This is a genomic window from Collinsella sp. OM07-12 (genome assembly GCF_003438275.1).
In the GTDB taxonomy this organism is placed as follows: domain Bacteria; phylum Actinomycetota; class Coriobacteriia; order Coriobacteriales; family Coriobacteriaceae; genus Collinsella.
Genome location: NZ_QSTQ01000009.1, coordinates 68,094 through 92,421 on the forward strand (window position 1 = coordinate 68,094; position 24,328 = coordinate 92,421).

Sequence of the window (24,328 nt, forward strand, 5' to 3'; positions counted from 1 at the left end):
GCGAACTCCTAAAGAGTATTAGGGTCGACGTCGCTCTCGTCTTCCCAAAACAAGTCGTTCAACGTAACGCGTAGCGCTTTACAGATTGCCACGCACAAATTGAGCGTGGGGTTGTAGCCGCCCGCCTCGATCAGGCCGATGGTCTGGCGCGTAACGCCCACGGCCTGGGCCAAGTCAGCTTGCGAAAGGCCAACCGCCGCGCGCGCCGCCTTCATGCGTAGGTTCTTTTTGCCCGGCATGGAGTTCCTTTCGTAGTAATGGACAGATATCCGTTGCAACATGACAGAAATATATTGTATCCTTCACAAGATGTCAACTATATCTGTCATTATGGAAACCATGTCCGCCATCGCCATGTGGACATAACAATTTCGATTCGCTATTCAAACTTACTCGGACAAAACCGACTCGGTTTTGTCCGAGTAAACGCGAGCGTAAACTATCACTGTCCGCTATTCGACATCCGGCCCCTCCCCCATCAGCCATCGGGCGATGTCGACCACCTTAATCCCCTCATAATCAACAGCCTCGTGCTTTGTTCGCGCAATGACCATTTTGGGATACGCATCACGTATCGCAAGCAGGGGTGCCACTTCGCGTTCAAAAGTCTCCTGACGCGAAATGTCATCGCTAACTTGGATATACACTCGCTCATCGCGACGAATTGCCACGAAGTCGATTTCCTTCTTATAAAGCACCCCGACATAGATTTCCCAACCGCGTCTTAGGAGCTCTATGGCGACCATATTTTCATATACGTGCCCGAAGTCGAGCTTTTTAGTGCCCAGTTTTGCGTATCTGATTGCATGATCCGATAAATAGTATTTATCACCCGAAGTGAGGTACTTTTTACCGCCTACGTCATAGCGGCGCACTCGATAGAACGCAAAGGCCTGGCATAAATATCCGAGGTACTGGGCGAGCGTTGCCACGGAAACGCGTGTTCCGGCAGCATCCAGCGCAGCCACAATCCCGCTAACAGAAGATATGTTACCGATATTGTCCATTAGGAAATCGCATGCACGTTCTAGCTGCACCTTGTTACGAACCCCATGCTTTTCTTCCACATCACGCAAAACCAAGACATCTAGCACGTTCGCAATATATCGATAGCGAGCTCGCTCGCTAGGATACAAATATGAGCCAGGCATTCCGCCCTCTCTCAAATATCGGTCAAGCGCTTCGTCCGGGTTATGAATTTCGTGATATGTCGAAAACTCAAGCAAGGAAAACGGAAATACTTCAACCTCATATGTCCGCCCGCGAAAAAGCGTCGCCAAATCACTCGAAAGCAAGAAAGCGTTGGAGCCAGTAACGTAGATATCGTATCTTCCCGATGCATGAAGGCTATTGACCGCTTTTTCGAACCCAACGCAGGTTTGCACCTCATCGATCATCACAATGTTATCGAGGCCCTCGCAATAGCCTTCCTCAACGTAGCGATGCAATGCTCGATAATCCGTTAGTTCCTCGAATTCGAGGAGATTGAAATTGATGCGGATAATATTGGCATCGGGGTCGGCCTCACGAAAGCGATCAGCAAGAGCTTCCAGTAGAACAGATTTGCCGCACCTACGAATGCCGGTAATAACCTTGATGTCCGGCGTTCCCTTAGCGCCAAGAAGCGCTTCCATATATTGAGGACGTTCGATAATCTTCATATCTTCACCGTTCTATTAAATAAAAGCTCTCTTGATTCGTTTTCGTTTAATATATGTCTTATTCTACTAAATGAAATCAAATAACTCTTGATTTCATTCAGCTATTTCTCCCAATAAAGTAACATCAATCAATATACCACGAACGATTGTTCGATGGATTTCGTGTTGGGTGGAATCGTCTGTGGGCTGGGCTATGCTACTTTGACTATCTATATGACTTAAACGCAGCAAAGGAGCACCGAGAGAGCGAGTATGGCAAAAAACACCGCAAACTATGGTAACGACAGTATCCGCCAGCTCAAGGACGAGGAGCGCGTACGCCTGCGCCCCGCCGTCATCTTTGGCTCGGACGGACTCGACGGTTGTGCGCATGCCGCCTTCGAGATCCTGTCCAACGCCGTTGACGAGGCGCGCCAGGGCTACGGCAAGCTCATCACCCTCACCGCTTTTCGCGATGGCTCTATTCAGGTAGAGGACAACGGCCGTGGCTGCCCGCTCGACTGGAACCCCTCCGAGAAGCGCTTTAACTGGGAGCTCGTCTTTTGCGAGCTCTACGCCGGCGGCAAGTACAACAACAACCAGGGCGGCGACTACGACTTCTCGCTCGGCACCAACGGCCTGGGCTCGTGCGCGACCCAGTACGCCTCCGAGTACATGGACGTCACCGTCTGGCGCGACGGCAACAAGTACTCCCTGCACTTTAAGAAGGGCAAGGTTGTCGGCGCCAAGAAGAAGGCACTCGAGATTGAGCCCAGCGACGAGAACCGCACCGGCACCACTATCAAGTGGCGCCCCGATCTTGAGGTCTTTACCTCGATCAGCATTCCCCACGACTGGTATCGCGAGACCATGCGCCGCCAGGCCGTGGTCAACGCCAACGTGACCTTCCGCCTGCGCATTGAGGGTGACGATGGCGAGTTTTCCGAAGAGGATTTTTGCTATCCCAAGGGCATCGAGGACTACGTGCTTGAGAAGGTCGGTACCGACTACCTTACCGAGCCCTTCTTTATTGAGGCCGATCGTCGCGGTCGCGATCGCGAGGACCTGCCCGATTACAACGTAAAAATCACTGCTTGCATGTGCTTCTCGCGCACTTTCATGATGCAGGAGTACTACCACAACTCATCATGGCTCGAGAACGGCGGCTCGCCCGAGAAGGCCGCGCGCAGTGCTCTGACCAGCGCCATCGATGCCTACATTAAGGGCCAAGGCAAGTACAACAAAAACGAGAGCGGCATTAAGTGGCAAGACGTTCAGGACTGTCTGGTACTGGTGACCAACTGCTTCTCCACTCAGACGTCCTACGAAAACCAGACCAAGAAGGCCATCAATAACCGCTTTATCCAGCAGGCCATGACGGCATTCTTTAAGGAGCGCCTCTCGACCTACTTGATCGAGAACAAAGACGCCGCCAACAAGATCATGGAGCAGGTACTCATCAACAAGCGCTCGCGCGAGAACGCCGAGAAGACGCGTCAGAGCATTAAGACCAATCTGCAGCAGAAGACCGACATGGCCAACCGCGTGCAGAAGTTCATCGACTGCCGTTCCAAGGACAAGAACCGTCGCGAGATCTACATCGTAGAGGGCGACTCGGCAGCAGGCGCCATCCGCACGTCGCGCGATGCCGAGTTCCAGGGCGTTATGCCCGTCCGAGGCAAGATCCTCAACTGCCTGAAGGAGGATTATCCGCGCATCTTTAAGTCCGACATCATCATGGACCTCATGCGCGTGCTGGGCTGCGGCGTGGAGATCAAGGACAAGCGCATCAAGAACCTTGGTGCCTTCGACTTGGACAACCTCAACTGGAACAAGGTCATCATCTGTACGGATGCCGACGTCGACGGTTATCACATCCGCACACTCGTGCTCACCATGCTCTACCGCCTGGTGCCCACGCTTATCGACGAGGGGTACGTGTATATCGCCGAGTCGCCGCTCTACGAGATCAACTGCAAAGAGAAAACCTACTTTGCCTACACCGAACTCGAGAAAAACGGCATCCTCAAAGAGATTGGCGGCCAGAAGTGTTCCATCAACCGCTCCAAGGGTCTTGGTGAAAACGATCCGGACATGATGTGGCTCACCACCATGAACCCCGAAACGCGCCGCCTGATCAAGGTGGAGTCCGAGGACGTCACCAAGATGGAAACCATGTTCAACCTGTTGCTGGGCAACGACGAGGCGGGCCGTAAGCGCCATATCTCCGAGCACGGCAAGGAATACCTGGACCAGCTAGATCTGCAGTAGCAGCAAATCAATAACGACGGCCCATAAGAAGTTCAAGAGGAAATCGTGGCAAAGAAGAAGACGAAGAACCAGCCAAAGAAAAAGCAGGTCAACGCCGAGAACGTCATCGGCCTGCACTCCGAGGTCACCGACCAGCCGATCACGCAGACGCTCGAGGTCAACTACATGCCCTACGCCATGAGCGTTAACGTGTCGCGTGCGTTCCCCGAGATCGATGGCTTTAAGCCCTCGCACCGCAAGCTACTCTACACCATGTACAAGATGGGCCTGCTCAAGGGCGAGCGCCAGAAGAGCGCCAACATCGTGGGCCAGACCATGAAGCTCAACCCGCACGGCGACGGCGCGATCTACGAGACGATGGTGCGCCTGGCCACCGGCAACGAAGCGCTTCTTGCCCCCTTCGTGGAGTCAAAGGGCAACTTTGGCAAGTACTATTCGGGCGACCTGAGCTACGCCGCCTCGCGTTATACCGAGGCCAAACTCGCGCCCATCAGCGCCGAGATCTTCAAGGACATCGACAAGGACCCGGTCGACTTTGTTGACAGCTACGACGGTGCCATGAAGGAGCCGCGCCTGCTGCCCACCACGTTCCCCAACATCCTCGTCTCGGCCAATAAGGGCATCGGCGTCGCCATGGCATCCGACATCTGCGGCTTCAACCTCAACGAGGTCTGCACTGCCACGATGCACTACCTGCAGGATCCCGACTGCGACCTGCTCGAGTACATGCCCATGCCCGACTTCTCGACCGGCGGCGAGATCATCTACCGCCGCGAGGAGATGGAGAAGATCGTCGAGACCGGCCTTGGCAGCTTCCAGATTCGCTCCCGCTGGCGCTGGATTCCCGAAGAGCGCATCATCGAGGTCTACGAGATTCCCTACACCACCAAGACCGATGTCATCATCGAGCGCATCGTCAAGCTCTCCAAAGAGGGCAAAGTCAAAGAGATCGCCGACATCCGCGACGAGACCGACCTTTCGGGCCTGCGCATCGCAATCGACCTTAAGCGCGGTGTCGACCCCGATAAGCTCATGGCCAAGCTCTACCGCTCAACCACGCTGCAGGACTCGTTCTCATGCAACTTCAACGTGCTGGTCGACGGCTACCCCCGCGTTATGGGCGTGCGCCAGATCCTGCACGAGTGGGTCGCATGGCGCATTCAGTCCACGCGTCGCCGCATTAACTTTGACCTGGGCAAAAAGTCCGAGCGCCTGCACCTGCTGCACGGCCTCGAGGCGATCCTGCTCGACATCGACAAGGCCATCGCCATCATTCGCGGCACCAAGCTTGAGGCCGAGGTCGTGCCCAACCTTATGAAGGGTTTCGACATCGACGAGACCCAGGCCGAGTTTGTTGCCGAGCTTAAGCTCCGCAACATCAACGAGGAGTACATCCTCAACCGCACCAAGGACATCGCAAAACTCGAGGGCGAGATTACCGAGCTCGAGGAGATCCTCTCCAGCGAGGAGAACATCAAGAAGGTCATCAGCGACGAGCTGGCCGCGGTCAACAAGAAGTACGTGATGCCGCGCCGCACGGGCAGGATCGAGCCCCATGAGGTTATCGAAGTAAGCTTGGAGCCCGAGGTCGAGGAGTACCCGGTCACTATCATGCTCTCGCGCGATGGCTACCTTAAGAAGATGACGGACCGCGTGCTCAAGAAGGCGACCACACTCAAGTACAAGGACGGCGACAAACCCTTTATCGAGTTCCCGTCCTCCAACACTCACGAGCTGCTGGTCTTTACCAACAAGAGCCAGGTATACAAGTGCAAGGTTGCGGCGTTTGAGGATACCAAGTCGGCCCAGCTGGGCTCATACCTGCCGACCGACCTCGAAATGGAACCCGACGAGAGCGTGCTCTGGGTCATCGACCCCGAGGATTACAAAGCCGACGTACTGTTTGTCTTTGAGAACGGCCGTGTGGTGCGCGTCGCACTTGCCGGATACGTCACCAAGACCAACCGCAAGCGCCTTAAGAACGCCATCTACGGCGGCAGTAAGCTGCTGTATGCGCAGGTGCTCAAGGAAGATCGCGACATCGCGCTGGTCTCGAGCGACTATCGTTTGATGAACTTCAACACGTCGCTGCTTAAGACCAAGACGACCACCAACACGCAGGGCGTCCAGGCTTTCACGGCCAAGAAGGGCCGCTCGGTCACCACCATCGGCACGACCGAAGAGATTCTTGGTGCCGGTGTCTCGGCCGAAAAGTTCACTGCGCAGAGCCTGCCTTCTGCCGGTGCCCTCATGAAGGAAAACGACATGCCGAGCCTGTTTGACTAAAACAACGGCAGAACCGCCATAAGCTCTTAAAACGGTGGGGCCCGGAACGCAGCAACATCGCGCTCCGTGCCCCGCTCGTTGCAACGTATATCATATGCCCCACACAGGAATCGCTTGGACATCCTTGGTAATAAGGTATGGATCCGGGGTTTGGCAGACAACGTGTCCAAACCCAATTTCATAGCCGGTCAGGCCCTCGAGACAGGAAAAATTCTTCACCGCATCTTTGCCCACCGTGGCCGACATCTTCACCTCGACGGGATGGAGAATATGGCCCTCTTGGATGAGCAAATCAATTTCGCGCTTCTTTTGGTCTCGATAGAACCATACGTCGCGAAGGCTCTTCCCCGTGTTCATAAAGCTCTTCAAAATTTCCGAGACAACGAACGTCTCAAATATATGCCCCGCCGCGGCCCCATTGCGCAATTGCTCCGGCGTTATCCACCTCGTTAGATGACAAACAAGACCTGTATCCATAAAGAATATCTTAGGGGTCTTGGTCAGACGCTTATCGACATTAGGCCAAAAGGGCTCGACAATCCGAACGATGTTCGACGCCTGCAAAACCGAGAGCCAAGCCTTCACCGTCTTACGGTCGACGTCAACGGTGTTTCCAATATCGGTGGCATTTAACAGTTGCCCCGTTCTCGCTGCGCACGCGACCATAAAGCTGTAGAACTTCGCCTCATCCTTTACGTTTACAAGATCGCGAACATCGCGTTCGAGATATGCGGCAACGTAGTCGGAATAATAGGAGTCCCAATCGATAGTTGGGTCTTGCAGTTCGGGCATCGAACCCCTATGGATGATGTTCCAAATATTTCCCGAAGACATCTTAGAGGCCAAGGAAACCTTTTTGGGGATATACGGACGAGGGCCCTGGGGACCACCAACGAGTTCGCGCAAGCTTAAAGAGGGCATCTCCAGAATTCTAATCCTCCCCGCCAAGGATTCGCTCACCCCTTTCATAAGGTGATATGTCTGGGATCCCGTGAGGACGATTCGTCCCTTCTCCTCTGATTGATCGACAACCCACTTCACCGGAGAAAAAAGCTCAGGCACTCGCTGAATCTCATCAATGATGATCGGCAGATCATGAGACTCGAAAAACAGGGCGGCGTCCTCTTTTGCAAGAAGATAATCCCGCGGGTTCTCCATCGAAACATAGTCGAATCGGTCGCCTAGATGTTGCTTGAGAACCGTCGTCTTCCCAACTTGGCGCGCTCCGGTCACCAAGACAACTTTTCCCTGTCCCAGCATCGAATCTATCGTCTGTTCAATTTCGCGCTCGATGTACATACAATCGCCTCCCGTTATGGAGTCTATTATCTCGTACAAACGTTAATTGGTCAAAATCGGGAGCGCTACTCCCGATTTTCACTCACAGTCTTCTGCCCGATTCTGGCCCCAGCAGGGTCTCAGAAATTGCCAAGCGTATGGGCGTCGCCAGCAACTATGCAAGTCAATACAAACGCCGCCTCCTCGAGGACGGCGTTATCGGGGAACGTGGACGTGGCCTCGTCGGCTTCGACATCCCCGCGTTCAAGGAGTTCCTGAGCGAGAAGGCCTCCTAGCGCGCCAAGATTGTCCGCAAGGACTTCAACGCATGGCAATCAGCATTCCTCTTGGTAAGGACAGCAAGCATTTCCACTAGTGTTGATTGCCATGCGCTCTTCGAGCCCTTAGGCGAGCTTGCGAGCGAGCTCTCGCACCTTTTCCAGCTTGGGCGAGGAGGCCATGCTGTCGCGCTCGGTCATGCCGCTAATGGTGACAATGCCCTGGTCCTCCCACTTGCAGTACGCGCAGGCTGACTTGTACATAGCGATAGCCGCATCATAGACGCCCTCGCTGTGGCTATCGAGCAAAAGGGCCGTCTTGGTGAACGGGAAGCCCGTAGCACCGAAGGCGTACAGGCGGTCGATGACAGCCTTCTCCTGTGCAGTGATATCAAACCAGTAGATAGGCGAAGCGAAGACAACCATGTCGGTGTCTTTCAGCGACTCGATCACGTTGGCCATGTCATCCTTCTGCACGCAGACGCCCTCATGGGCGAAGCAGTATTGGCATCCCAAGCAGCCGGCGATCTTCTTGCTGGCAACGCGGACGACCTCGACCGCATTGTCGCCCTCACGCGCGGTCTCGGCAAACGCCTCAACCATGGTGTCGGTATTGGCGCCCTTGCGCGGGCTGCCGCTCAATACAACGATTTTCATAGGATTCCCTCTCCTTCATGCCGCAGGCGCGCAGCATGTTTTCTTGTAACCAAAACGAATGGAGCTATTCAGTCATCTGTAGACCGCATCTCTCGTTCGTGCCCCCCAAAGAAGGTGCAAGCAGAAGCATCACGGGCATTGATCAGCGCCGATATGGATCACGACATGAAACCGTAAGGGTTGGCCAGAGGTTGCTAGATTCAATAACTCTCAGCAATGGAGCGAATGACGACTTCGGCGATATAATCCGTGTCATCTTGATTGTTCCTGCGCGGAAGGTACAGCTCATGTCCAAGCTCAACATCGACCAGCGATCGATTCGCGATCTTCTCACCGATAAGCGATCAGACTTCCTCATCCCCGACTACCAGAGGCCCTACGCCTGGGGCGAGGATGAATGCGCAACGCTGTGGGATGACCTGTTCTCGTTCGCTTTTCCAGGCGATGACTACGAGCGTTTCGACAGCGAAAACGACGAATACTTTCTAGGGCCCATCGTCACCTTTAAGAACCTCTCTGGCCAACTTGAGATCATTGACGGCCAGCAGCGCCTCACCACCATCATGCTGCTGCTCCGCGCGTTCTACGACAAGTTCACCAACATGAAGGATAAGCAGTCTGTGAAGATGCGCGAGGCAATCGCCCGTTGTGTATGGAAAACCGACGAGTTCGACGAGCCCGACATGGAGCGCCTCAAGATCGACTCCGAGGTTGCATCGGACAACGACAAGAATGAATTCCTCGAGATTTTACGAGAGGGCAACGTAGGCGATGGCTGGAAGAGCGCTTATGCCCGCAACTTCGCTTTCTTCCAGAGGAAAATTGAACAACTGGTGAGCGAGTGGCCCACCTACACCGTCTACATGGCCACACGCGTCATCAACAATGTGATACTGTTACCCATTGAAGCGGAGTCGCAGGACACCGCGCTACGCATCTTCTCGACTCTAAACGACCGAGGGCTGCCTCTCTCGGATGCCGACATCTTCAAAAGCCAGTTCTACAAGCATTATTCCGACACGGGGCGCAAGGACGAGTTCATCCGTCGCTGGAAGGCGCTCGAGGAGGGAGCGAACGCTATCTTCCGGCCCATGCGCGGTACACCAACCGATGAGCTATTTACGCGCTATATGTACTACCGCCGCGCGAAGAAAGGCATCCGCGACACGACCACCGCATCGTTGCGCGACTTCTTCGGTGCCGATGGCTACGCCATGCTCAAGGAGGACGCCACGCTCGACGATCTCGAGGCGCTGCTCGGCTTCTGGAAACGCGTCGACGCGCAGGAAGGGTTCAGCGAGCGCGTGCTCCGCAGGCTCTTCGTGCTGAACTACGCCCCCAACGGCATGTGGACCTATCTGCTAAGCGTCTGGTTCCTTGCCAACCGCGACAGCAAAAGTGTCCTCGATGACGAGGCACTCTACGGCTTTCTAAACAAGATCACGGCATTCGTTCTCGCCTACGCCATTGAGCGTCCCGGCGTAAATGCGCTGCGTTCGCCAGTGTATCCCGAGATGATCAACATCGTGGAGCACCGCCCGGTGGAGTTTCCCAACCACCACTTCAATCGCGCAAATATTGCTGAGCGATTCCGAACCTACGTGTTCACCAACGGCAGGCCTGTAACGAAGTCCATGCTCACTTGGTGGGCGTACGCAGACCCAGATCAACCACTCATGGACCTAGACACTACGCTCGAAATTGAGCACATCTATGCCAAGAAGCGCAACGAGGTAGACCCGCTCGTCGACCAATCCAACCTGGAGGCACTGGGTAACAAGGCGCTGCTCGAGAAGCGTGTAAACATCCGCGCGGCCGACTACAGATTCTGCGATAAACGCAAGTACTATGAGGGATACACCGACGGCAATGGCAAGCGCAAAGCCGGAACAAAGATCGCGGAACTCAAGCGCCTGACACAAGTCATGGGAGACTTCACCGAAATAGACATCGCGACTCGCACGGCTCAGATCATCGATGCCTTCGTGGACTACCTGGGCGACAACGGACTTTTGAGCTAAGGAGCGAACATGTTCGAAAGACTAACCAAGCACGCTGGCAAGCTGGAGGACAGAAACATGAATGTCGAGCTTGGGGGCGGGACGCTCGGACTCGAGGATTTCGTCGACGATTTCTATGAACTGGACGGGTTCGCGGACACCAGCTACTTCGAGACGCTTGAACGCCATGGCATCGACACCTCGGAAGGCATAGACAGCTGCGACATCGACCATGGGGACATTGACCTGATACGTGCATGCATCACGTGGTGCGTTCGTGGCGACCGCTTCTGCGACGGACTCCTTGCCGCGCAAGCCAGGAGCGGGTTTCTGGACCGCTGCCTCTTCCGGCTGAAGGAGCTCGACGAGGGCTGAACGGCGGCCACGAAGACGTCTGGCGCTGCGACAGCACAGCGATGCGACAATGCCATGCCGTCGCACTCCGTCATGCCACCAAATCAAAAGCGGAACCATCGCTCAATCTTGAGATGCATTGACCAAAGGCTCACGTTTCTACCGAGAAGTCGAGAGCGCGGGGCACACTGTGGCGCTTTATCCTCAGCTCATAGCTGCACTGCTTACTTAAAATGAACCCGTGGTCAAGATGAACTACGAGAATCATAGCGGGCGGATACCGCCCGTATGCCCCCTTCGGAATAGGCGGGCTCGCCGGCGTTCACGGCACGGTAGATGGTGGAGAAGCTCACGACGCAGCGCCCGCCGCGCTCGAGGCGGGACCTGCCGTCTATCTGCTCGGGCGACCGGCGGTCGTCGACGATGCGCCTGCGCACCTCGGCCGCGAGGGCCGGGTCGGAGAGCCTCTTGCGGGGCCTGCAGGCCTTGCGGCGGGCGTCGGAGCGCGACTGGGCGGCGATGGCCCCGTAGCGCCCGTTCCGGCCGTTCCTGGCGATCTCCCTGCTCACCGTGGACTTGTTCCTGCCTATCGCAGCGGCGATAGCCGAGACCCCCTCATGCCTCGCGTGCATCTCCGCTATCCTGTCGCGCTCCTCGGCGCTAAGATGCCTGTAGCGGCGCATGTCCCCTCGCTCCGACGTTGACCTAGACAGCCAACATCGTAGCCCCCGGGAGTGCGCCACGCTCGTGAGCAGGCCCCATGCCGTTGCACTCAGAATGCTAATCCGCCGCCCTAAAAAACGCCTCGAAACCCCTTCTGAGATTTCGAGGCGCAGAACGCGCGATGCTTTTTTCCTTTTAAAGACAATAGCCTACCAAATGCCAAGCAGATGCTGCATGCCCAGGCTCACCAGAGCGATGCCGATCCAGCAGCACAGACCCATAAAGATGGGTTTGCCGCCCGTCTTAACCAGCTTGACTATATTGGTGTTGAAACCAATCGCCGCCATAGCCATAACAATGAAGAACTTGGAGAGCTCCTTTATGGGCGCGGTCACGCCCGCAGGTAGCGCGAAGACCGTGGTGATCACGCTGGCAAGCACAAAGAAGAGGATAAAGAAGGGGAAGATCTTCTTGATATCGAACGTGCCCGCAGCTTCGCCGCCCTCGCCGTTCGCGGCGGCGCGCTTGGCCTTGTGAACCTGCCAAAATGCCAGCGCCAGCGTGATGGGGATGATGGCGAGCGTGCGGGTGAGCTTCACAATGGTCGCCTCGTCCAACGTATTGGCGCCAGGGTGTATGCCGTCCCACGCGGCAGCGGCGGCGGTTACGGACGAGGTGTCGTTGACGGCGGTGCCGGCAAACAGGCCAAAGCCCTCGTTTGAAAGGCCAAGCATGCCGCCAAGAGCCGGGAAAATAAGCGCGGCGATGATGTTGAACAAGAAGATGACGCTGATGGCCTGCGCGATCTCCTCATCGTCCGCATCGATAACCGGAGCGGTCGCCGCGATTGCCGAGCCGCCGCAGATTGACGACCCCACGCCCACCAGAGTGGAAATCTTGGTGGGGATCTTGAGGGCGCGATGCAGGGCGAAAGAAATCACCAGCGACGTGGTGATAGTCGCCACGATAATGGGCAGCGAACGGGCGCCCACGCGCGCGATCTGGGAAAGGTTGAGGCCAAAGCCCAACAGGATAACCGCGTACTGCAAGATCTTCTTAGAGGTGAACTTGATACCGGGCGCAAACGGCAACGCCGCGTCGTCCTTAATAAACAGCGCCAGCACCATACCGATGAGGATGGCGAAGACCGGCCCGCCGATCACGTCGAAGCGCTTGCCCAAAAACCATGCCGGCAGAGCGATAAGCAGGCATAGCGCCACGCCCCTCCAGCTATCTTGAACCTTGTCCCACGTTCTTTCCGCCATATCTTCTTCCTCTCTATACGCGCCGTCCCTGCATGCGCGGAACCGCTCCGCCGCCTACGACATAAACCCAAATCTCTCTCGGCAAACAGCCAAGATTGAATGCATAGCGATAGTACTACCTTGGCTTATAATTCTTTTCACCCTATTGGTTATCACTCTATAAGTATTTGTTATATATGGACGATGTTATAGATGATTCTTGAGCATAGGAGTCAACGTGCTGGATTACCGCACCCATACGTTCTTGACGGTCTGCAGGCTGGGCAGCTTCACGCAGGCGGCAGCGGAGCTCCATATCACCCAGCCCGCCGTATCGCAGCATATCCGGCAGCTCGAGGCGCATTACGGGTGCGCCCTCTTCCACAAGGGCGGCCGGCGCGGCGAGCTCACGCAAGCGGGGGCGATGCTGTTTCGAGCGCTCGAAACAATGGAGAACGATGAGACGAGGCTCAAGGCGCAAGCGAAAGCCCTAACGCTGGAGCAGCCCGCCAAGGCTCCCCTGCGTTTTGGCTGCACGCGCACCATCTGCGACTATTGGATTCCCCGCGTACTCGCCCGCCATATGGCAAAACATCCCGACGAGATGGTGCAGATGAGCGTTGGCAACACGCAGGAGCTTGTGGAAGGCCTGGAGGCCGGTACTATTGATTTCGCCTTGGTAGAAGGATCCTTTAACAGGGCCCTCTTCGACTCCGCCCCGGTATCGCGCGAGCGCTATGTAGCTGTTGGGAGCGCAGATGAGTTCGACGCGTCCTATAAGCCGGTATCCATGGCCAGCCTACTCGACCGCAGGCTCATCCTACGCGAAGCGGGGTCGGGCACGCGCGAGATCCTAGAGAAGCACCTCGCCGCGCGCGACCTCGATCTTGACGACTTCGCAGGCACGTTCGAGGTCGCCAGCATCCCCGCCATCAAGCTGTGCGTCCGGGCGGGGACTGGCATTACGTTTTTGTACCGCGCAGCGGTTGAGCGCGAGCTCGATCAGGGCGAGCTGCGCGACATCACCCCAAGCGACTTCTTTGTCGAGCACGACTTTCGCCTGATCTGGCAACGTGGCAGCCTCGCTGCGCGCCGCTACCAGGAAATCGCCCGCTCCTGGAGGCGATAAAGCCCGCAGTGCCCGCGCACGTACACAGGCAGAAGCCCGGCTCCGCGCCAAAAACGGCCTCCGATGGCGCCTAAAAACCAAAATCGACCTCCAGTGGCAAAAACCAACGCCAAAACAGGCCTCCGATGACACTTTTACCATTGCCATCGGAGGTCGATTTTGGCAAGCTGCAGGTAGAGACGTCGCTCATTTTTATGGCAAGCGCTCGTATTTGCCACCGAAGGCCAAAAATGGGCTCTTCGACGTTTCTAGTGGGTAGCGCATGTCAGCTTCTTCTGGGCCGTGAAGTCCAGGCGGCCCAGCCGGAGGAAGATTATCGTCCTGAAATAGGCGATGCTCCTGAAGCCCCTTGCAGCGCTGCGGACCGACTGGACGACGGGGTTCAGCCCTTCCAGGAACGAGTTTGTGGAGCCCCTCTTCCACCAGTTCAGGATGCCCTCCCGCTCCTTCCTGAGCATCCTCGCCACGGTCTTCATCTCCCTGACATTGGAGTGCATCTGGCCTCCACGCCGCCTCCGAGGCCGCGAGCGCCCATGGGGGTTCCGTCTCGCTCGCCAACAGCCCCTCGGGCGGCGCGGTGGCCACCATCGCGGTCCCCCTGTGCGGGGCCTGACGACTCAGGCCCTCACACCGGCGTGTCTCGCAATCAAACGCTTCCCGGATAATAATGCCCGTTGCAGGGCTCGCCCTGGCTAGTCGCCGCCCATGTGCATGAGCATGTCAGCAATGCGAGTCGCCATCTCGTCCGCCGCTGCACGGATGTTGGCGACCCAGGACGCAAGGCCGGTCTGATCGAATGCCTCCGCTTCAAGCACGTCGTAGTTCGCGGTCACCGCCATGAGCGGGGTGACGAGGTCGTGCGAGGCGGTGCAAACGAACGCGCGCTCCCGCGCCTCGGCCTCCGCCACCGGTCGCAGGGCACGTCCCGCTGCCGCCCACGCCACGGCGAGCGCCCAAAAGCCGAAGCGATCGGCGTCACTCGCTTCGCTAAATCAACTTTATGGGATGACGGATCACGGTCTTGAGCTTCTCCGGCGCGCACTTGCGCGGGTCGGAGAGGTAAATCTCGTGATGCAGACAGGCTTCGGAGAAGTCGGGGGCGTAGCCCCGTTCCGCTGCAAATGTGCGCATGGCGTCTATGGTCGCCGGTTCGTCGTTGTAAGGCCCGGTATGCATGCGCTGAATGCAAAGACCCTCGTCGACCCTCAGCAGCTCGACCGACGAGAAGTCCAGCTTCTTCTTGGCAGCGGCTTCCGAGACGGCCCAGTCGAAGTCCTCGCGAGTGACGAAATCGGGCAGGCGGATGCATGAGATGAGGTTGAAGTCGTCCTTCCGCGCGTAATCGATCCCGCCATCGGTGTGGTCTTGCCACCAGAAGCCCTCGAGCGGAGGCACGACGAAGTCGAAATAGCCTTCGATCTCTCGCGGGCCGTTTTTCGACATCTTGATGGTATAGGCGACGCCATAGGGCATCGGCAACGCGTTCTGCTACGCGCCGCCTTCGGCATTGGGATCGCCCTTGCCCCGCACGGCAACGTAGCTCATAGACGGAACGATCAGAAAGCTCGGCTTGTCAGGCGGTTTGCCCGCGATGTTGTAGCGCACCGTAGACGCTGATGGAGATGGCTGCGCGCAGGCACGAGTGCGCCGCCGCACCTCATGGCCTGTTTCTCGGGTATTTGGGGCGCGCGGCGTTCAAAAATGTGAAGCGGTTCCGCATGGCTCGGGATTGAGCCGAGGTGCCCTACTTCTCGCCCTCCAGCAGGCCCACGATGCGGTCGATGTCGACGGCGAAGCGGGGCCTTCCTTCGCGCTCGTAGCGGTCGAGGTACGCCTGGCACTCGGAGACAATGCGCTTGGTGTTGCCGTCGATGATGCGCTGGAGCGTCTCGTAGTAGGCCGAGCCCTCGGTCCTGAAGCGACGCTGGTAGGACTTGGTTATGGGGAACATCTTGATGTAGTGGATGCCGTGGCGGCAGCCGGGGCGCGTCGTGGGGCGGGGTGGCAACGCAAAGTACTGGTCTTTGGGCACGTTGGGGGCGATGTTGGAACGCAGCGGCACGGCGAAGTCCCTGCGCTTCCCGCGGAAACGCAGCCTCACCACCACGATGCAGGGGAGATTGTGCTTAAGCATGAGCTCGCGGTCGCCCTCGACGAGGTCGAAGAAGTCCTGGGAGATGGATACGATCTTCATCGGTTACGCCCCCTTCATACGAAGCGGGGCCCGCATCGCTGCAGGCCCCTACAGGTGGGCGATATTCTACGCCTTGCGGCACCCCGTCGCCCACGGAGGTTAAACGTACACGTAAGCCGTACTCTGAAAGCCGCGGCTTCCGGCAAGTAGTTTATACCACGAAAGGTCGCTTTCAATGCGCATAGCTCGCAAAACAACACTCGCTGGGCCGCCACCCCTGGCAGTTACCCACCAATCTTCATTGGAGTCAGCAGGTCAATTCATATAGTTATGGGGGTGCATCCTAAAGGAAATCCAATTTATACCCCCATAACTAAGGTATTTTCTATTCCCACTCGATGGCTCTGTATTTGTCGTCCCGTCATTCTAGTTGCACCCAGTTTTCGGTGTCGTCTCGAACCGAATGCCGCCAAATAACACCATGTCTTGTTTCGTCGGCTTCGGGGACAAAAGTTGGGACAACTCCAAAAACTTTTTTCAAACTCAGTGTTTTGAGTTTTTGTTTTTGTCCCAAAGGGCGCGGCGGACCGCCTTTGGAGGCTCGATTTCGCCGAAAACGCCCGTTTTGAAACTCAACCGACCTTTAGCGTGCAAGCCGCCAGCTTCAACCGCAAGTGAATTAACGCGGGTGGCTTGCGCGCCATTTGCAAAACCCCAGGTCGCAGGTCTTCGCCATTCGTGAACAAAGTGAGTAGTCTCAGGTGGCTTGCTTATGAGTTGGCGAACGGGCCTTCAGGATTCAGGGCAAACATGCTGGTAGAATAGGATTCTCAAATCAATGACAGGAGACCGAGCATGGCCGAACCCCACGATAGGAAGCCGATCCTCACGATCGAGCAGCAGATAGAGCACCTCAAGCAGAAGGGCGTAGCCTTCGAACTGTGTTCCGAGGAAGAGGCCGCGGACTACCTGCGCGACAAGTGCAACTTCTTCAAGCTCGCATCCTACCGCAAACTCTTCTCGAAATACGAGGGAGGCCCGCGCGACGGCCGCTACGTAGACCTCGACTTCGGCCAGCTGCGCCTGCTCGCGGCGCTCGACCAGGAGCTGCGCCACGCCCTGCTCGGCATGACGCTCGACATCGAGCATTTCCAGAAGGTGACACTGCTTCGCGAGATGGAGGACCGTGGAGAGGACGGCTACGCCATCGTGGCCGACTACATGGCATCGCTTACCACTGCAAACAGGGAGTACCGCCTGCGCGAGCTCAAGATGAGCGGCCGCAGCCCCTACAGCTCGAGCCTCTACGCGAAGTACTCCGGCGACATGCCTGCCTGGGCCTTCCTTGAGCTCACCTCGTTCGGCACCCTCATCGACTTCGTGCGCTTCTGCGCCAGGCGATGGGGCGACAGGCGCCTCGAGGCCTCCCACTACGACCTCAAGCGCGTGAAGTCCGTCCGCAACTGCGCCGCGCACGGCTCGTGCCTGATCAACTGCTTCGCCGAGAGGGGCGCCGCCCGGGGCTCGGCGTCCAGCGGCGTCTCCCGAAGGGTCGCCGCCGTGGGGATTCCCAAGGCGACCAGGAGGAAGTGGATGGGGAATACGGCCATGCAGGAGGTCGCGACCGTGCTCGTGGCGCACTCCGGCTTGGTACCCGAGGGCTCCTCGCGCTCGCGCGCCGCATCCGAGCTCGCCGAGATGTTCGCCAGGGCCGACGGCGAAACCGAGGCGCTGCCCGACAAGGGGCCCGACGCCGCAGCTCGCTCCGCGCTCGAGTTCCTTCGCAGGTTGACAGAATCGCTCGGGTTGGTAGAATAGCCTGCAGATAGCAAAACCTTCACGGTTTTAGGGGCGGACTTGCGCAAGCGACTCTGCCCTATTTTTATATGGCTCTTCGGTGGTTTCTGTGGGAGAGATTCCGGCATAGGCCCAGCTCAGCGGGCGAAAACAACGATCTGGAACTGAAACGGCCCCGGGAGGGGCCGTTTCCGCGTCATCCGCCTATGATTGCTAAGCCAAATTCAGACAACCGAAGAGGTGTGACGCATGAAGAGTCTACTACTTCTCGCCCTCGGTCTGGCCCGCACGGTCGTCCTGGGCGCGCGCATCGAGGCCGAGCGCATCGTCGTGAGCGTCCGGCCCTACAAGCGCGAGCAGCGCCGCTGCCCCGTATGCGGCAGGGCCTGCGACTTCTACGACATGGCGAACCGCGGGGCCCCCAGGCTGTGGAGGGCGATGGACCTGGCGCGCTCGGCCTGCTACCTGGAGTACGCGCCCTGCAGGGTGCGCTGCCCGGAGCACGGCGTGCGCACCGAGGCCGTCCCCTGGGCGCGGCACGGGGCGCGCTTCACGCGCGACTTCGAGGACTGGGTGGCGTGGCTGGCGGTCCGCTGCACCGCCTCGGCGGTCTCCGAGCTCGCCCGCGTCGAGTGGCACAGCGTGGGCGGCGCGTGCAGGCGCGTCTACGCCGAGCTGGAGGCCGCGCGCGGCGCCTCGAGGTTCGACGGCGTGCGCCGCATCGGCATCGACGAGACGTCGTACAAGAAGGGCCACAAGTACGTCACGGTGGTCGTCGACCACGACCGCGGCTGCCCCATCTGGGCGCACGAGGGCACCGGCAAGGACGTGCTCAACCTGTTCCTCGACGAGCTCACGCGCGAGCAGAGGCGCGCCATAGAGGTGGTGACCGCCGACGGCGCGAGGTGGATAAGGCAGCTGGTCAAGCGCCGCTGCCCCAACGCGAGGTGGGTCATGGACCCCTTCCACGTGGTCCAGTGGATGAACGACGCGCCCGACGCCGTGCGCTGCGGGGAGTGGAACGCCGCCAGGGCCGCCGCCAGGGCCGCCAGGCCCAGGCCCGAGGGCAAGCGCGGCAGGCCTGCCAAAGGCGAGCTGCCGCCCGAGGAGGTCAGGGCGCTCGGGGAGGAGGCGGCCTCCATCAAGGGCAGCCGCTACGCGCTCGTGAAGAACCCCGAGGACCTCACCGACGGCCAGAGGGCGAGGCTCGAGGCGCTCAAGAAGAGGGCCGGCTCGCGGCTGGTCAGGGCCTGGGAGCTCAAGGAGGACCTGCGGGCCGTCTTCCGGGCAGCCGACGGCTCCGAGGCCGCCGAGCTGCTCGACGACTGGATGCACAGGGCCGCCTGCTGCAAGATCGCCAAGGTCGTCGCCGTGGAGAAGAAGGTGCGCCGCCGGCGCGACGACATCATCGCCGCAGTCGAGCTCGGCATCAGCAACGGGCGCGTAGAGGCTGTCAACAACAAGATCAAGGTGACGGTGAGGATGGGCTACGGCTTCCGCAACACCGACAACCTCGTGGCCCTGCTCATGCTCAGGTGCGGCGACTGCCAGCCCCAGCTCCCGGGTCGCCCGGTGAAGGCGAGGAAGAAGGGCGTGAAGGGAGCGAAGAGCGTTGCCGCCTAGGCTAGCCCCTTGTCACACAAACTACCGAAGCCTCTTTTATATTCACTCGCTATAGGAGACGGATGATACCTGGGTCAATGACAGAACTGAGAAGCCCGGAATAATGGAGCCAGTTAGAAACCCTCGGGTTTGCGGGGCGGGATCGTGAGAGCGATTCTGCCCTATTTTTTTCCTCCGTCTGCCCCAACCAAGTAGTTCGAAGATAGCCTGTAGGTGTCCTCGTGGGCGCCTTTTATTAATATGAGCAGGACATTGTCAATAGGCAATGAAGGGCCAAGGGCGATTTCGTTCGCCCTTGGCCCAATCTATCTCCTCCGCAATCCCCGTTGACAGCGCGTGTCGGATCGACGCCCGTCTGGCAGTTTAATATTCGCCCATCGCGCAGAATGCGCCGGTGCATCTCGTTGCTACGGCCGGCCCCTCCGTCTCGTCTGTCTTTTGGCGTGCGTGGCGGCTTCGCCGCCGCACGAAAAAAATCCGCGGATGGAGGCCGACGCCCGTCGAGCCCGGGAATTCCGGGAAAGACCCGGATATGTGCGCGGCGCTCCCGCTAGGCGCCTTCCGCCATTCGGCCCACGGCCCAGCACCAGCAGGCCAGCTCGCGCGCCACCGCGACGTTGGCCACGCTGCTCTGCTTGCCCGCATCGTCCATGGAGCGGCGCCTGTCGACGAGCCGCCTCACGCCCGCGTTGGCGTGTCGCCTGGTCGCTGCGTCGACTACCTGCCCCTTGGCCAGGTCTTTCGGCGACCTCGACGCTCCCTTGTAGTGCCAGGCGGCCTCGACGAGCAGCTTTCTCAGGTGCTTGTTGCCGGCCTTGGTTATCCCGCCGCGGAATCGGGACTCGCCGCTGGAGTGCTCGGAGGGCACCAGGCCCACCCACGCCGCGAAGCCCGACGCCGTGGCGAACCTCGCGAAGCCGTCGGCCTCGCACGCGATCGAAGCCGCGGTGACCGCGTCTATACCCTTGAGGCATTTGAGCGCGTCGCAGGTCGGCTTCCATCTAGGCTGCTGGGCCAGCGACTTGACCTTCGCCTCGAGCGCGGCCTTGGCGGCGTCGGCCTCGCGCACGCGCTCGCAGTAGTGGTCCAGCGTCGCCATGGCGGCGGCGTCCCCGAGGTCGATGCGGCCCACCCACGCCCAGAAATCCCCGGTCCAGCGGTTGCGCCTCTGGCCGGCGGCGTTCCTCTCGTCGTAGACGAGCCCGTGCCTGAGCAGGAACTTCGAAAGCCTCTGCTTGGCGCGCACGGCGTCGTCGCGCGCGTCGGCCAGCGCCCGCGCCAAATCCCGCGCGCCCTCGCACTCGGCATCGGGCACGTGCACCTCGGTGACCACGCCCAGCGCCAGCTGCACCGCGAGGAACTGCGCGTCGCGCCTGTCGGTCTTGCGGCCGCGGTCCGCGGCGGGCTTGTGCATCTTGGAAACGGCTCCGATCACGCAGGCGGCGCCCATCGCGTTCAGCTCGCGGCAAAGGTGGAAGCCCGTCACTCCCGACTCGTAGACGCATCTGGCGGGCTGGGGCAGCGAGGACACCCATGAGGCGATCTCGCCGGGCTCGTAGCCGAACGATTTCCTGATCGTCTCGCCCGTTTCCGGGACGAACGCGCAGGCCTTCACCGACCTGGCATGCACGTCTAGCCCTACGAAAGTGGTAGCATTGCTCATCGGAAGCCCCTTCCATGAATGCGGCGTGGCCGCTGGCGGTTTGGACACCTCTATTGTCGGCCTAATCCGCGGATATGCATGCAGGAGGGGCTTCCAACTTTTTTATGTCCTGCTCATATCGTCTTTCAGGGAATCGGCCGCTTCATGAACGAGCGACCGGCTTGACCTAGATCGAACCGCCTTCATCTCCGTCTAGGCGCCGGCAATCAACATCGTGAATCCGCGCGTGCTACAATGCGGGCACCAGAGATGAAAACACAGTCCCCGTCGGGTAGTCGTGGGCGTGCGGGAGTCCGCATCAGTAACCTGCCTCCTTGGTTGTCCCTTCTCTGCATGGTCATCTACATAAAGGAGGAACCAGCCATGCAGATCAGCGTGTCGTCCACCCTGACCGTATATCACGACGGCCAATTCTGGGTCGGGCTGGCGGAGCATGTCGAGGACGGCAGATACGGCGTCGCCCGCATCGTCTTCGGCGCGGAGCCGTCTGATGAGGAGATCCTGCGATACGTTGTCGGCAAATGGGAGAAGCTCTCGTTCTTCGGCGACAAGGCCACTGAGACAAGCAAGCCCGCGAAGAACCCCAAGCGGCGCGCTCGCGAGGCAGCGAAAGCCCTTAAACGGCCCGCGGTGAGCACCAAGGCACAACAGGCGCTCGCGGCACAGCGGGAAGCGATGAAGCGGGAGTCGGCTCAGGCAAGAAGCCGACGCCGCGCGGAAGAGGCTGATGCGCGCTTCGAGCCGTGTTTCCGCGAATGCGGATGCCCGTGCCCTTCCTTTTATGATTATGCAAAGAGTCTGCGGGATGTAGATGGGGCCTCGCGGTTCAGACCGGCAATTATCCGCCGCGCCGCCCATATGGCCCTCGAAGAGTTTGCAACCGTAACAAACGTTGGGAGGCCCTTAGCGGCAGCCCTGGTTCCATCGGACCATTCAGTTCCGATTGCCTTGCGCGGGAAGTCGAGCAGGCGGTCGCGGTAGAACTCGTATTGTTGATTCCGTGCCTCGATCTCGGCGGGGAGGCCGTCGATCAGCGATGCCGTGAGGGAGTCGAAGCGGTCGAGGATATCGACGACCTTCTGCTGGGTGCCGATGGATGGGGCGGGAATCTCGACCCTCAATAAGTCCACAGGCGCGGCTTCGATTACCTTTTTCGGTTTAGCGTATTGCTCTTCAGATCATCGTGGTGTGCTCGTAGCCGCGCTCCACGGGGAGCCGCTCGGCAACGTCGAGAATCTTCTCGACCGTCTCCTCCGGGTACTTATTGCGTGCCACGGGCACCTCCGTCCTTGTTATCGCGATAAGCATACCATGAGTGGCGTACGGGTCGAGAAGGGCTGGCGCCAAAAGAGCCCAACGGCCGTTACAGCTTCGTTAGAAACGCGCCCCACCATGGATGGTGAACCCGAAAGATAAGGCGCGCGGGCACGGCGACTCGGCCCGCGCGCCCGGAAGAGAAAGGACGAACCCATGGGTTACATGCTCGAGACGCGCGGGCTCACCAAGCGCTTCGGCCGCGGCGACCAGGCGCAGGATGCCGTGGCCGACGTGAGCCTTCATATCCGCGAGGGCGAGGTGTACGGGCTGCTCGGCCCCAACGGCGCCGGCAAGTCGACAACGCTCAAGATGATCTGCGGGATGCTGCGGCCGACGGCCGGGGAGATCCTCTTTGCCGGGCACGCCTGGCGCCGCGAGGACCTCTACGCAATCGGCAGCCTCATCGAGGAGGCGCCGCTCTACCCCAACCTCACCGCGCGCGAGAACCTGCGCGTGCGCACCACGCTGCTGGGCCTTCCCGAGAGCCGCGTAGATGAGGTGCTCGCCGCCGTGGACCTCGCGGACACCGGGAAGAAGCGCGCCGGGCGCTTCTCGATGGGCATGCGGCAGCGCCTGGGGCTCGCGCTGGCGCTGATCGCTCGGCCACGCCTGCTCGTGCTCGACGAGCCCACCAACGGCCTCGACCCCATCGGCATCGAGGAGCTGCGCGACCAGATCCGCGGCTTCGCGGCGGCGGGTACGACGGTGATCGTCTCGAGCCACATCCTCTCCGAGGTGCAGCAGATGGCTGACACCATCGGCATCATCTACGGGGGGCGCCTCGCCTACGAGGATGCGCTTCGGCCCGGGCAGGACCTCGAGGAACTCTTCATGAGCGTCTGCCGGGAGGGGCGTCGAGCGCGCGGGGAGGTGGCGGCATGACGGGCGAGAAAGGCGGCCTGCTCGCGGGCCTGCGCGCCGAGGCCCTGAAGTCGCGCCACGCGGCACCGGTTCGCCTGGCCGTGCTCATGGCACTGCCGATGCCGCTGCTCGGCGCGATGCCCTACCGGGGCATGCAGATCTTCAGCGCGTGGAACTACTGGTACGCGCTCTTCCTGCCCGTGTCTCTCTCGCTCGTGGTGGTTTGCGTCGCGCGGGCGGACGCGCGCACGCGGATGCGGGGGCTTCTAGGCCTGGGCTTCCCGCTCGGGCGCGCCTGGTGGGCCAAGGCGCTCTGGTGCCTCGCGCTCTGCACGCTCTCGAACCTCGTGGTCTTCGGCATCTACCTCGCGGGATCGGCGTTCTCCTCGCAGGGCCTCACGGCCGCGGGCACGTTCACGATGCTCCTCTGCGCGCTCGCCAACACGGTGACCGCGGCGTGGATGATCCCCGCAGGGCTCTTCCTCACGGCGCGGCTCGGCATGCTCGCGGGCATCTTCTGCCCGCTCGCCACCCAGCTCGTGGGTGGGTTCGCCTGGTCGCTGATGCCGCTGCCGCAGCTCTTTCCGCCGTCGGCGAGCATGGTCATCCCTACGAGCTTCATCCCCGTGCTGTCGAGCGGCGAGCCACTCGCGGCGGACATGGCGCTCGGCGGGGCGCTCACGGCGGACGGCATGCTCACACTGGCGGGCCTTGCGGTCTGCGCGCTCGCGTTCGCCGCACTCACGGCGGCGGGCGCGGCCTGGTTCGCGCGCTCCGAGGAGAGGTGATGGCCATGACACGACTCTCCGACCCGACGCCGCGCATGACTCTCCCGCGGGCCCTGCTCTCCGAGGCCCTGCGCCTGGCGCGCTCCCCGCTCGCAGTGGTGCACCTCGTCTGCGGCCTGGCAGCCGGTCTTGCCTGCGGCGAGTACTTCTCCGTAACCCGATGGGACCCGGCGCTGGGCGCGGACGCCTACGCCCAGTTCCTCGGCGCCCTCATGCCGCTCATGTCCGCCATCGTCTGCGGGCTCGCCGTGGACGAGGAGCGCGCTGCCGGGCGCCTCGCCAACCTCACGGCGGTCCCCTCGCGCGGGCGCGCCGTCGCGGCGAAGCTGCTCGCCCTTGCGGCGC

General features: G+C 59.8%; 20 protein-coding genes and 3 pseudogenes. 11 read left to right on the forward strand and 12 right to left on the reverse strand.

Annotated elements, in window-relative coordinates:
- Positions 1 to 8: 8 nt before the first annotated feature.
- Both DXB98_RS04760 and DXB98_RS04765 read right to left on the reverse strand, forming a co-directional pair.
- Entirely contained in the window at positions 9 to 239 is a 231-nt protein-coding gene (locus DXB98_RS04760; RefSeq protein ID WP_117743329.1) for a helix-turn-helix transcriptional regulator, read from the reverse strand.
- Positions 240 to 452: 213 nt separating this feature from the next.
- Entirely contained in the window at positions 453 to 1,661 is a 1,209-nt protein-coding gene (locus DXB98_RS04765) for an ATP-binding protein (protein ID WP_117743330.1), read from the reverse strand.
- Positions 1,662 to 1,913: 252 nt separating this feature from the next.
- Between DXB98_RS04765 and DXB98_RS04770 the strand changes: the two genes are divergently transcribed.
- Both DXB98_RS04770 and DXB98_RS04775 read left to right on the forward strand, forming a co-directional pair.
- Positions 1,914 to 3,911, forward strand: a complete 1,998-nt coding sequence (locus DXB98_RS04770) for a type IIA DNA topoisomerase subunit B (RefSeq protein ID WP_117734600.1) — start codon at positions 1,914 to 1,916, stop codon at positions 3,909 to 3,911.
- Between the two features lie 45 nt (positions 3,912 to 3,956).
- Positions 3,957 to 6,197, forward strand: a complete 2,241-nt coding sequence (locus tag DXB98_RS04775) for a DNA gyrase subunit A (RefSeq protein WP_117743331.1) — start codon at positions 3,957 to 3,959, stop codon at positions 6,195 to 6,197.
- Between the two features lie 90 nt (positions 6,198 to 6,287).
- On the opposite strand, the gene DXB98_RS04780 is transcribed toward DXB98_RS04775, so the two are convergent.
- Entirely contained in the window at positions 6,288 to 7,496 is a 1,209-nt protein-coding gene (locus DXB98_RS04780; protein WP_117734602.1) for an ATP-binding protein, read from the reverse strand.
- Between the two features lie 383 nt (positions 7,497 to 7,879).
- Complete coding sequence (locus DXB98_RS04790; protein WP_117734603.1) at positions 7,880 to 8,410, reverse strand: flavodoxin family protein; 531 nt, start codon at positions 8,408 to 8,410, stop codon at positions 7,880 to 7,882.
- A 287-nt stretch (positions 8,411 to 8,697) separates the two neighbouring features.
- Between DXB98_RS04790 and DXB98_RS04795 the strand changes: the two genes are divergently transcribed.
- Entirely contained in the window at positions 8,698 to 10,431 is a 1,734-nt protein-coding gene (locus DXB98_RS04795; protein ID WP_117734604.1) for a DUF262 domain-containing protein, read from the forward strand.
- Between the two features lie 9 nt (positions 10,432 to 10,440).
- Positions 10,441 to 10,785 carry a DUF6508 domain-containing protein gene (locus DXB98_RS04800; RefSeq protein ID WP_117734605.1) on the forward strand — a complete coding sequence of 115 codons (345 nt, stop codon included), beginning with the start codon at positions 10,441 to 10,443 and terminating at the stop codon, positions 10,783 to 10,785.
- Between the two features lie 224 nt (positions 10,786 to 11,009).
- On the opposite strand, the gene DXB98_RS04805 is transcribed toward DXB98_RS04800, so the two are convergent.
- Positions 11,010 to 11,447: a helix-turn-helix domain-containing protein gene (locus DXB98_RS04805; RefSeq protein ID WP_117734606.1), complete on the reverse strand. Its 438-nt coding sequence runs from the start codon at positions 11,445 to 11,447 to the stop codon at positions 11,010 to 11,012.
- 189 nt (positions 11,448 to 11,636) lie between these two features.
- Positions 11,637 to 12,692 (reverse strand): YeiH family protein, encoded by a 1,056-nt coding sequence (locus DXB98_RS04810; RefSeq protein WP_117734607.1) that lies wholly within the window; start codon positions 12,690 to 12,692, stop codon positions 11,637 to 11,639.
- A gap of 217 nt (positions 12,693 to 12,909) precedes the next feature.
- Here DXB98_RS04810 and DXB98_RS04815 point away from each other — a divergent pair, with 217 nt between their 5' ends.
- The gene (locus tag DXB98_RS04815) at positions 12,910 to 13,800 is read left to right on the forward strand and encodes a LysR family transcriptional regulator (protein WP_117734608.1); all 891 of its coding nucleotides are present in this window, start codon (positions 12,910 to 12,912) and stop codon (positions 13,798 to 13,800) included.
- Positions 13,801 to 14,048: 248 nt separating this feature from the next.
- On the opposite strand, the gene DXB98_RS04820 is transcribed toward DXB98_RS04815, so the two are convergent.
- The 4 genes and pseudogenes from DXB98_RS04820 to DXB98_RS04835 form a co-directional block, all read right to left on the reverse strand.
- Positions 14,049 to 14,297, reverse strand: coding sequence for a transposase (locus tag DXB98_RS04820; protein WP_117734609.1), 249 nt, complete (start codon positions 14,295 to 14,297; stop codon positions 14,049 to 14,051).
- 195 nt (positions 14,298 to 14,492) lie between these two features.
- Positions 14,493 to 14,708, reverse strand: a complete 216-nt coding sequence (locus tag DXB98_RS10160) for a hypothetical protein (protein WP_117743332.1) — start codon at positions 14,706 to 14,708, stop codon at positions 14,493 to 14,495.
- 79 nt (positions 14,709 to 14,787) lie between these two features.
- A pseudogene (locus tag DXB98_RS04830) lies at positions 14,788 to 15,405 on the reverse strand (GyrI-like domain-containing protein).
- A 139-nt stretch (positions 15,406 to 15,544) separates the two neighbouring features.
- Entirely contained in the window at positions 15,545 to 15,994 is a 450-nt protein-coding gene (locus tag DXB98_RS04835; protein ID WP_117734610.1) for a hypothetical protein, read from the reverse strand.
- Between the two features lie 795 nt (positions 15,995 to 16,789).
- On the opposite strand from DXB98_RS04835, the gene DXB98_RS04840 reads away from it, so the two are divergent.
- A complete protein-coding gene (locus tag DXB98_RS04840) occupies positions 16,790 to 17,752 on the forward strand; it encodes an Abi family protein (RefSeq protein ID WP_075844146.1) in 963 nt (320 codons plus the stop codon).
- A 228-nt stretch (positions 17,753 to 17,980) separates the two neighbouring features.
- Positions 17,981 to 19,354: an ISL3 family transposase gene (locus DXB98_RS04845; protein ID WP_117743333.1), complete on the forward strand. Its 1,374-nt coding sequence runs from the start codon at positions 17,981 to 17,983 to the stop codon at positions 19,352 to 19,354.
- Between the two features lie 550 nt (positions 19,355 to 19,904).
- Here the strand turns inward: DXB98_RS04845 and DXB98_RS04850 are convergent.
- Positions 19,905 to 21,017 carry an IS110 family transposase gene (locus tag DXB98_RS04850; protein ID WP_117743334.1) on the reverse strand — a complete coding sequence of 371 codons (1,113 nt, stop codon included), beginning with the start codon at positions 21,015 to 21,017 and terminating at the stop codon, positions 19,905 to 19,907.
- Between the two features lie 363 nt (positions 21,018 to 21,380).
- On the opposite strand from DXB98_RS04850, the gene DXB98_RS10400 reads away from it, so the two are divergent.
- Positions 21,381 to 21,998, forward strand: coding sequence for a YjdF family protein (locus tag DXB98_RS10400; RefSeq protein ID WP_233505093.1), 618 nt, complete (start codon positions 21,381 to 21,383; stop codon positions 21,996 to 21,998).
- Positions 21,999 to 22,030: 32 nt separating this feature from the next.
- Here DXB98_RS10400 and DXB98_RS10510 read toward each other — a convergent pair.
- Positions 22,031 to 22,147: pseudogene (locus DXB98_RS10510) on the reverse strand (restriction endonuclease subunit S); the annotation flags it as partial.
- Positions 22,148 to 22,487: 340 nt separating this feature from the next.
- On the opposite strand from DXB98_RS10510, the gene DXB98_RS04865 reads away from it, so the two are divergent.
- From DXB98_RS04865 to DXB98_RS04875, 3 genes and pseudogenes are all read left to right on the forward strand, one after another.
- Positions 22,488 to 23,216: a lantibiotic protection ABC transporter ATP-binding protein gene (locus DXB98_RS04865; RefSeq protein ID WP_035136943.1), complete on the forward strand. Its 729-nt coding sequence runs from the start codon at positions 22,488 to 22,490 to the stop codon at positions 23,214 to 23,216.
- Positions 23,213 to 23,983, forward strand: a complete 771-nt coding sequence (locus DXB98_RS04870) for a hypothetical protein (RefSeq protein WP_117743336.1) — start codon at positions 23,213 to 23,215, stop codon at positions 23,981 to 23,983. The genes DXB98_RS04865 and DXB98_RS04870 overlap by 4 nt, the downstream gene beginning before the upstream one ends.
- 35 nt (positions 23,984 to 24,018) lie before the next feature.
- Positions 24,019 to 24,328: pseudogene (locus DXB98_RS04875) on the forward strand (lantibiotic ABC transporter permease); the annotation flags it as partial.